Origin of the sequence: Acinetobacter sp. (genome assembly GCF_036659555.1) — a bacterium.
GTDB lineage: Bacteria > Pseudomonadota > Gammaproteobacteria > Pseudomonadales > Moraxellaceae > Acinetobacter.
Window position 1 is genome coordinate 39,317 of the sequence record NZ_JAVXCI010000011.1, and the last position, 8,774, is coordinate 48,090.

General features: G+C 52.0%; 7 protein-coding genes. 3 read left to right on the top strand and 4 right to left on the bottom strand.

Translation table 11 applies throughout. From position 1 onward, the window contains the following. Positions 1-15: 15 nt before the first annotated feature. Entirely contained in the window at positions 16-3,087 is a 3,072-nt protein-coding gene (locus RSA72_RS02915; protein ID WP_332621590.1) for a DNA translocase FtsK, read from the bottom strand. A 251-nt stretch (positions 3,088-3,338) separates the two neighbouring features. On the opposite strand from RSA72_RS02915, the gene trxB reads away from it, so the two are divergent. The 3 genes from trxB to RSA72_RS02930 all read left to right on the top strand — a co-directional run bounded on the left by trxB (position 3,339) and on the right by RSA72_RS02930 (position 6,290). Next, positions 3,339-4,292, top strand: a complete 954-nt coding sequence (trxB, locus tag RSA72_RS02920; protein ID WP_332621593.1) for a thioredoxin-disulfide reductase — start codon at positions 3,339-3,341, stop codon at positions 4,290-4,292. Positions 4,293-4,703: 411 nt separating this feature from the next. Further along, entirely contained in the window at positions 4,704-5,435 is a 732-nt protein-coding gene (gene aat, locus RSA72_RS02925) for a leucyl/phenylalanyl-tRNA--protein transferase (RefSeq protein WP_332621603.1), read from the top strand. 39 nt (positions 5,436-5,474) lie between these two features. Continuing rightward, positions 5,475-6,290: an arginyltransferase gene (locus RSA72_RS02930; RefSeq protein ID WP_332621595.1), complete on the top strand. Its 816-nt coding sequence runs from the start codon at positions 5,475-5,477 to the stop codon at positions 6,288-6,290. 5 nt (positions 6,291-6,295) lie between these two features. Here RSA72_RS02930 and rimI read toward each other — a convergent pair whose 3' ends face one another. The 3 genes from rimI to RSA72_RS02945 form a co-directional block, all read right to left on the bottom strand. Further along, complete coding sequence (gene rimI, locus RSA72_RS02935) at positions 6,296-6,754, bottom strand: ribosomal protein S18-alanine N-acetyltransferase (RefSeq protein ID WP_332621597.1); 459 nt, start codon at positions 6,752-6,754, stop codon at positions 6,296-6,298. A 119-nt stretch (positions 6,755-6,873) separates the two neighbouring features. Then, complete coding sequence (locus RSA72_RS02940; protein ID WP_332621599.1) at positions 6,874-7,755, bottom strand: metal-dependent hydrolase; 882 nt, start codon at positions 7,753-7,755, stop codon at positions 6,874-6,876. A gap of 216 nt (positions 7,756-7,971) precedes the next feature. Then, positions 7,972-8,774 (bottom strand): elongation factor Tu (locus RSA72_RS02945; protein ID WP_332632727.1); only part of this gene is annotated, 803 nt, incomplete at its 5' end.

Below are 8,774 nucleotides of genomic sequence, written 5' to 3' on the forward strand. Positions count from 1 at the left end.
CACTGCAGCTTTTACTCAGGCCAGAATATCGCGCTTGCCGTTTGCGCCCATGGCGCTGACAATGCCGTTTTCTTCCATCTGGTCAATAATCCGCGCGGCGCGGTTATAGCCGAGGCTGAATTTGCGCTGCAGCGATGATGTCGATGCTTTGCGGGTTTCCAGCACAAAGGAAACACACTGGTCATACAGGGCATCGCGGTCAGAACCGCCGTCGCCCTCTTCAAAGCCGCGCGATGCCGGCTCTTCATCATACGGCGTTAAAATTTCATCGACATAATTCGGTTCACCGCGCTCGCGCCAGGCATCGCAAATCCGGTTGACTTCATCATCGGCAATGAATGCGCCGTGCACGCGTTCCGGCTCAATTTTACCCGGCCCAAGGAACAGCATGTCGCCATGGCCGAGCAAGTCTTCCGCCCCGCCCGCATCCAGAATGGTGCGCGAGTCAATTTTGCTGTTAACGCGCAGCGCCACGCGGGTTGGAATATTGGCTTTAATCAGGCCGGTAATCACATCCACCGATGGGCGCTGCGTCGCCAGCAGCAAATGAATGCCGGCAGCGCGCGATTTCTGCGCCAGACGGGTAATCATTTCTTCGGCTTTCTTGCCGACCTGCATAATCATGTCGGCAAATTCATCGGCTACAATCACAATTGACGGCAGCGGCTGCAGGCGCGGCGCGCGCTCGCCTGCGACGGAGTCGCTGGCTTTCCATGTCGGGTCAATCAGGTCTTCGCCGTTCGCAATCGCCTCTTCCACTTTGCGGTTATAGTCGCTGAGCTTGCGGATTTTCAGGAACGACATCAGCTTATAGCGCCGCTCCATCTCATTCACGCACCAGTTCAATGCACTGACCGCATCTTTCATGTCAGTTACAACAGGCGTCAGCAAATGCGGAATATCGTTATAGTTGGCCAGTTCCAGCTGTTTCGGGTCAATCAGAATCAAACGCAGCTGATCCGGAGTGTATTTCAGCAGCATCGACAAGATCATCGAGTTTACCGCCACCGATTTTCCTGAACCGGTCGTGCCCGCAACCAGCATATGCGGCGCTTTGCCCAGATCTGCAATCACCGGATTGCCGGAAATATCTTTACCCATCGCCATTGAGAGTATGCTGTTTGGGTCGGTAAACGCCGGAATGGTCAATAATTCAATCAAGCGGACCATTTCGCGCGCGCTGTTCGGAACTTCAATGCCGATATATGGCTTGCCCGGAATGACTTCCACCACACGCACAGACGCCATGGACATTGAACGCGCCAAGTCACGGGAAATATTGGTCACTTTAGAGGCCTTAACCCCCGGCGCCAGATCCAGCTCAAAACGCGTAACGACTGGGCCCGGCTGCGCTTCTACAACTTGCGCTTTGACATTGAATTCCTGCAGCTTGATTTCCAGCAGCTCAGACAGGCGCGCCAGCTGCTCCGCTGTGAAGTTCACTTTTTTATCCGGATCGACATCATCCAGCAAGTCCAGGCCCGGCAGCGGCGGCAGGCCGCGGCGCTTTTGCGCAACCTGCATGGCGCGTGACATTGGACGGCCTGAAGCATCGGTCAGCGGCGCATCAAAATCAAAGTCATCTTCTTCCTCAGCATCAGGCTCGGCCGGCTTGCCTGCCGTGTCTTGCCAAACATCGCGGAAAGCATCCTTATTGACTGAAATCAGCGCCTTTTCCTCTTCTGAAACATAGGACAGCGGCTGCGCCGGCGGATTGAAGCCGGTTTGAATTTCTGCATTGACCAAAGGCGAAGACTGCGCATAGCTGCTGGCCGTGCGCGGTGCTGGAGGCGGCTCCAAGTCATCCACCAGCAGGTCGTCCAGATCATCAAACGCTGTGTCCAATGCAGCTTTTGGCGCATGCGTAACGGCCACTGCCGCGGCAGCAGAAGCTGAGGCAGTGTCATCCACCAGATGCAGCAGCGCGTCGGCTTCAGGCGGATTAAACGGAGTATGCACATCTGTAGCGGTTTTGCCGTTCGGCACTGCCGCCAGCAGCTCATCAAAGATCTCGTCATCGTCCCAGTCCACATTCGGCTGCTTAGACGTATCTTGCGCTTCAGCCGGCGCCTGCGGATGCACCACCTGCTGAAAATGCCCCGCCGGGCTTTGCGGCTGCTGTTCTTCAGCTGCTTTCAGCAAGGCATCAATATCCTGCTTATGGCGCTGATCTTCCGTGGAATGCAGCGCGCGCCAGACTTCGCCGGTCGCTACAACGCGCTGGCTGTCCTGCTTCAGACGGTGCGCTTTCTCCAAAGTGCGCTCAAAATCATCCTCTGCCTCTTCCTGTTCCGGCGCTTCTTCCTGCTGAACCTGTTCCTGCGCTGCAGACCATTCTTTATGCGCAATATCTTCGAACAGGCGCTCGGCGGCGCGGTCGCGCACCACCGGATCAACCTCTACCGGCTGGTGTTCCGGCGCAGGGGAAATTTCCGCCGGCGCTTTGGCTGGCGCAGCTGCGGCCGGCTTTTTCGCCTGAGGCGCCGTGCAGTCAAATGCGGACTCAGACTCCGGCACATTGCGGTAAAATAAATCCTGCAGATAAGCCGGCGCAGCCTTCAGGGTGGCCCAAGTGCGGTTCCATTTTACCCCAAAGGCCAAAGTAAACAGCAGAACCAAAAATGCCAGCAGCAATGCCACTGCGCCATACACGGTCAGCAGGCTTTCCAGGCTGCCGCCCAGCTCATAGCCGATAATGCCACCGGACGCGTTATCCAAAGTATCCGCCGGCACTTGCCAGAACAGAAACAGCAGGCTGGCGCTGGCCAGCAGAATAAAGAACTGGGCCGCATAGCGGAATGGCCGGTTGAGGAAGCTGTGCGGCCACCAGACCTGCATGGCCTCAGCAAAGAAATAGACAGGAATCAGCAGGCTTGCCCAACCGAGAAAGCCGAACAGCAAATCCGCAATCCAGGCGCCGGCAACGCCGCTGGCATTGGATACCTGCTGGGTATCGCTGGAAATATGCATCCAGCCCGGGTCAAATGGCGTATACGTTACTGTTGCAAGAAACAGATAAATCCCAAACGAGACTAAAAATAATGTCATTACTAAGCGCTGTGCATAAGCACCCGACACCGCTGTCATATACTGTCCTGTAGCCAATTCTTCATGAATGTTTTTGTTTGCTGTTATGCTTCAAAAAGCGTTGCAATAGCCCATTATTATGCACCTGTTGCAACAAAAAAGGTGCATGATTATTGATGCAAGTTGTTAACTGCCGCCTATATAGCTCAAATCGATTTGCATGATCAGTAATATCGGCCTTAATCCCGCACAACAGCCGGCCGCTTTCACGTATAATTCGACAAATTTTCATATAAAAAAGGATGCCTCAGATGAGCGCTCGCCACTCACGTTTGATTATTCTCGGTTCTGGCCCTGCCGGCTACAGCGCTGCTGTCTATGCGGCCCGCGCCAACTTAAAGCCGACATTGATTGCAGGCCTGCAGCTGGGCGGCCAGCTCACCACCACCACTGACGTGGACAACTGGCCGGGCGACCCAGAAGGCTTGACCGGCCCGGCGCTGATGGAGCGCATGCAGGCGCATGCGGAACGCTTCGGCACTGAAATTGTCTATGACCATATCAATGAAGTGGATTTAAGCGTCCGTCCATTTGTGCTGAAAGGCGATATGGAAGAATTCACCTGCGATGCGCTGATCATCTGCACAGGCGCAACTGCGCAGTATTTGGGCCTTGAATCAGAAGCGGCGTTTATGGGCCAGGGCGTCAGCGCCTGCGCAACCTGTGACGGCTTCTTTTACAAAGGCCAAAAGGTCATGGTAGTTGGCGGCGGCAATACCGCTGTTGAAGAAGCGCTGTATCTTTCCAATATTGCATCGCATGTGACTTTAGTGCACCGCCGCGACGCGCTGCGCTCTGAAAAAATTCTGCAGGACCATCTTTTTGAAAAAGAAAAAGAAGGAAAAATCAGCATCATCTGGAATCATCAAGTCGATGAAGTGCTGGGCGACAAGACCGGCGTGACTGCAGTCCGCCTGCAGTCTACCCAAGACAGCACCAAGCAGGATGTTGAAGTCACCGGCTTATTTGTCGCCATTGGCCACAAGCCGAACAGCGGCATGTTTGAAGGCCAGCTGAACCTGCGTGACGGCTATATCCAAGTGCAGAGCGGCACAGCCGGCAACGCCACTCAAACCTCAATTCCGGGCGTATTTGCCGCCGGTGATATTGCTGACAGCGTTTACCGCCAAGCCATTACTTCTGCCGGTTCAGGCTGCATGGCGGCGCTGGATGCAGAAAAATATCTGGATGCTTTAGGCCAATAATCTCAGGCATTTAAAAAGGCCGCCCGCTCAGGGTAATGCCAGTCAATTCAGAAACTGACTGGCATTTTCTTTTTTAAATTCAGAATATTATTTGATACACGGAAGTGTCATACGCAACCTGCGTGGTCTTTGAAATGGACTGTTTTTGCAACAGAGGCTTTTTAAGCACAGAAAGTGGACAGGTTTCGCGGATGACAAATGCTTTTGGTTCTTTTGGCGAATGAGAAACACTGTTTCGCAAGGAACAAAACGAGCTCCAAAAATTCGATTTAAAAACGGTAAGACTCCGCCATGAATAGCCTAAAAGTTAAGGAATTTATTGAAAACTCCTTAACTGATCAGCATTAGCCCGCTCAGGGCGGTTTTTTATGTATGATAATTCATGATTTTATTGCCAGTGATTCAATGATGATGCAAACCCTGCCTGCTTCAGAATACATCTTTCCCGATCCCGCTGCAGCGGATCCCGAAGGCCAGGGGCTGATTTGCATCGGCGCAGACCTCTCCCCTTCCACGCTGTTTGAAGCCTATACGCATGGGCTGTTTCCATGGTTTTCTGCAGGCGAGCCGATTTGCTGGTGGAGTCCGGAACCGCGCTGCATCATCCGCCCGCAGGACTATCATTCCAGCAAGTCCTTAGTCCGCAATATGAAAAAAATGGACTATAAAATTACCGTCAATCATGCCTTTGAAACCGTCATCCGCTCCTGTTCGCTGCCGCGCAGCTATGCCGACGAAACCTGGATCAGCGAAGATATTATTCAAGGCTACTGCCGAATGTTTGAAGCGGGCTATGGCTACAGCGTAGAGGTCTGGGACAAAGAGCAAATTGTCGGCGGCCTCTACGGCATTTGCATCGGCCATGGCTGTTTCGGCGAATCCATGTTCAGCAGGCAAACTGATGTTTCCAAAATGGCTTTTTATGCGCTGATGCTGCTGGCGCAGGAAAACCGCCTGCCGTGGGTGGATTGCCAGCTGGTGAATGAGCATCTGCTGAGCTTAGGCGCCTGCACACTTTCTCGCCATGCGTACCTTAATTCGTTACAAGATGTGATAAAACACCCCCCTATCGATTGGAAAAAGTATCAGGACAGTGTATTTTCAAGTAAAACAATAGCGCAAAATGCCCGGCTGATTGAATAACGATTGACTGGATCACAAGAATAGAGAGGGATATTTGACATGAACTCTTATCACCCAAAATCCCTGTTGAATGAATTGCAGTATTACATCACGCCGCCGCATGACTGCAGCTATCTGAAAAAAAAATCTGCGCGCATGGTGTTTTTAGACCCGGTGCACCGCATCGACGTGGTTACGCTGTCCGAACTGTCCCGCATGGGCTTCAGGCGCAGCGGCGACTTTGTCTACCGCCCCGAATGCCACCTGTGCCGCCAGTGCCTGTCTTCGCGCGTGCCTGTGCAGGACTTTGTCATGAACAGCAGCCAGAAAAAGGCCTGGAAGCGCAATCAGGACTTGAGCCTGAAGATTACCCGCCCGGAAGATGCCTCTGAAATCCACTACGCCCTGTATGAGCGCTATATTATTGAACGGCATGCCGATGGCGACATGTTTCCGCCCAGCCATGACCAGTTTGAAAAATTCCTGATTCACAGCTGCACCGACAGTTTCTTTTTAGAGCTGTGGCAAGGGGAGCGCCTGATCAGCGTGTCGACCTGCGACCCTTTGGATGACGGACTTTCTGCGGTATATACGTTTTACGACCCGGATGAAACCCGGCGCTCGCTGGGCGTTTTCGCGGTCTTAAAGCAAATTGAATATGCCAAGCAGCTGAATCTGGCCTATGTCTACTTAGGCTATTGGGTGCCCCACTCCAGTAAAATGAACTACAAATCGGAATACATTCCGCTGGAGCTTCTGCTCGAAGGGCAATGGCGCAGGCTGAACCGCACGCTGACTGCTGAAGAAATCACGCAATTGGGCGATTCCTTAATGACGACACTGCCCTCCGGCTGGAATAACTCCATCATCAAATAAGCGCGCTACTTGAACAGTTTGGAAAAATCATCACAGCAGGCTTTGACCATAATAATGGCATGCTCGCGCGTGCCGTCCGCCTTAGGATAATAATTTTTGCGCAAGTCAATCTGATGAAAGCCGGATTTTTCGTACAGCTGAATTGCCGGCTTATTGCTTTCCCGCACTTCCAGAAAAATCTGCACAGGATTATTTTTCAGCATCGCAATGGACTGCTCCAGCAGCTGATAGCCCAGCCCTTTGCCTTGCTGGCTTGGATGCACCGCCATCAGCAGCAGATTAGCCTCATCCAGCACCGGCTGCAGAATGCAGAAGCCCGCCACCTTGCCTTGCAGCTCAATCACTGTGCTTTGATGCGCAGCCGCAGACTCTTCAAACTGCTTTTTTGTCCACGGATGGCTCTGCACCAGGCTTTCAATTTCCGCTGCAGCGGCTGCATCGGAGGCATTCATCAAGCGAATCATGTCCGTTTATCTTTTTCAGTTACAGGAATAGCGAATTATAAAAACTTTATGAAAAAAATCGAGCAAAAAAAAGAGCGGCTTGCGCCGCTCAAAGCGTCAACAGCAGCGGCGGCATGAAATTAAAATCCCAGTTTTGCCCTCCATGCATCCAGCAGGCCGGCGGTATTCAAATCATCCGGGTGAAAGCCGGGGCGGAAATACGCCAGCATTTCTCTGCCCATGCCGGCAATAATGCCTTTAGACGGGCTGTAGCCGTAGGTATAGATATCCTTCAGCGCCGTTAAATTCAGCTGCCGGTCATCCCGCAGCAGGCGCAAGACAAAATAGCTCTGCACAGCAAACAAGATCAGCATAGCAGTCACTAAAGCGCCTGTGCGCAGCGCATAAGCCTTAAAGCCCTTGCCAAACACCGCTTCAAAAACATCATAAGCCACCGCTTTGTGCTCATTTTCTTCAACCGCATGCCACAGCCACATGGTTTTCATCGTTTTATCTGTCATAAGTTCCTGAATATGCGGATTCGTCAGCAGCTGCGATGCGATTGTGGCGGTAAAATGCTCCAGCGCTATTGTCGCAGTCAGATCCACCATTTCCTGCGTAATTCCTGCTGGCTTGCCGGCAAATGCAAAGGCCTTGCGCATGCCCTGAATGACGCGTTCAGCCGTTCTGTCCAGGCACGCTACATCATGGCCGTATTTTTGCGCAGACGCATTAAAGCCGGCATGCTCCTGGGTATGCATAGCTTCCTGCCCAATAAAGGCGCTGATTTCCTTCTGCAGCGCCTGATTGCCTTGAATTTCCGGATGCTGGCGCACTGCCCGCACACTGTCTATAAAGAACTTTTCTCCTGCCGGAAATAATGCAGACAGCGCCGTCATAAAGTGGGTCAGCCCTGCAGAGCCATTCATCCAGTATTCCGGAACACGGTCAAAATCAAAGCTCATGCGCCGGACGGGAAAGCTCGCGCCGGCGCGGCTGCTGGTCTTTACTTTTGCATTCATATAACTACTCCTTTCAAGTGAAGCATTCACTTAAAAACTTATATTTTTTTTCATGCTTTTATCTTACGTTTTTATTGTTTTTCTTTAAGCGCAGTTAAGGCCAGTAAATTATCAGCCGGGGACAGCCTGCAGAAATATTGTCTGACCTTTTTCCGCAAGAAAATTCAGGCATAAAAAAAGCGCCCCTAGGGGACGCTTTTTTCACACAATTCGTGATTATGAAATTACTTTCGCAACAACACCAGCACCAACTGTACGGCCGCCTTCACGGATCGCGAAGCGTAAGCCAGCGTCCATTGCGATCGGGTGGATTAATTCTACTGACATTTCCACGTTGTCACCAGGCATAACCATTTCAACGCCTTCTTGCAGCTTGATTGCGCCAGTTACGTCAGTTGTACGGAAGTAGAACTGCGGACGGTAACCGTTAAGGAATGGAGTGTGACGGCCGCCTTCTTCTTTAGAAAGTACGTATACTTCTGCATCGAATTTAGTGTGCGGTTTGATTGCGCCCGGCTTAGCCAATACTTGACCGCGCTGAACGTCTTCACGCTTAGTACCGCGCAGAAGAACACCGCAGTTCTCGCCCGCACGGCCTTCGTCTAGAAGCTTGCGGAACATTTCTACGCCAGTTACTGTAGTCACAACAGTGTCACGGATACCAACGATTTCAACTGATTCGCCTACTTTCACGATACCTGATTCAACACGGCCAGTTACTACTGTACCGCGGCCAGAAATAGAGAATACGTCTTCGATTGGCATTAAGAATGCTTTATCGATTGCGCGCTCTGGCTCTGGAATGTAAGAGTCAAGAGCTTCAACCAGCGCTACAACAGCCGGCTCGCCGTATTGACTTTCGTCACCGTTAAGCGCAAGAAGAGCTGAACCGCGGATTACTGGAGTGTCGTCGCCCGGGAAGTCATAAGTAGAAAGAAGTTCACGAACTTCCATTTCTACCAGCTCAAGAAGCTCTTCGTCATCTACAAGGTCGCATTTGTTTAAGAATACAACGATGT

What these genes read in the sequence shown, in the direction of transcription:
- RSA72_RS02915 (WP_332621590.1), bottom strand. Translation starts at nt 3,087, where the DNA reads ATGACAGCGGTGTCGGGTGCTTATGCACAGCGCTTAGTAATGACATTA.
- trxB (WP_332621593.1), top strand. Translation starts at nt 3,339, where the DNA reads ATGAGCGCTCGCCACTCACGTTTGATTATTCTCGGTTCTGGCCCTGCC.
- aat (WP_332621603.1), top strand. Translation starts at nt 4,704, where the DNA reads ATGCAAACCCTGCCTGCTTCAGAATACATCTTTCCCGATCCCGCTGCA.
- RSA72_RS02930 (WP_332621595.1), top strand. Translation starts at nt 5,475, where the DNA reads ATGAACTCTTATCACCCAAAATCCCTGTTGAATGAATTGCAGTATTAC.
- rimI (WP_332621597.1), bottom strand. Translation starts at nt 6,754, where the DNA reads ATGATTCGCTTGATGAATGCCTCCGATGCAGCCGCTGCAGCGGAAATT.
- RSA72_RS02940 (WP_332621599.1), bottom strand. Translation starts at nt 7,755, where the DNA reads ATGAATGCAAAAGTAAAGACCAGCAGCCGCGCCGGCGCGAGCTTTCCC.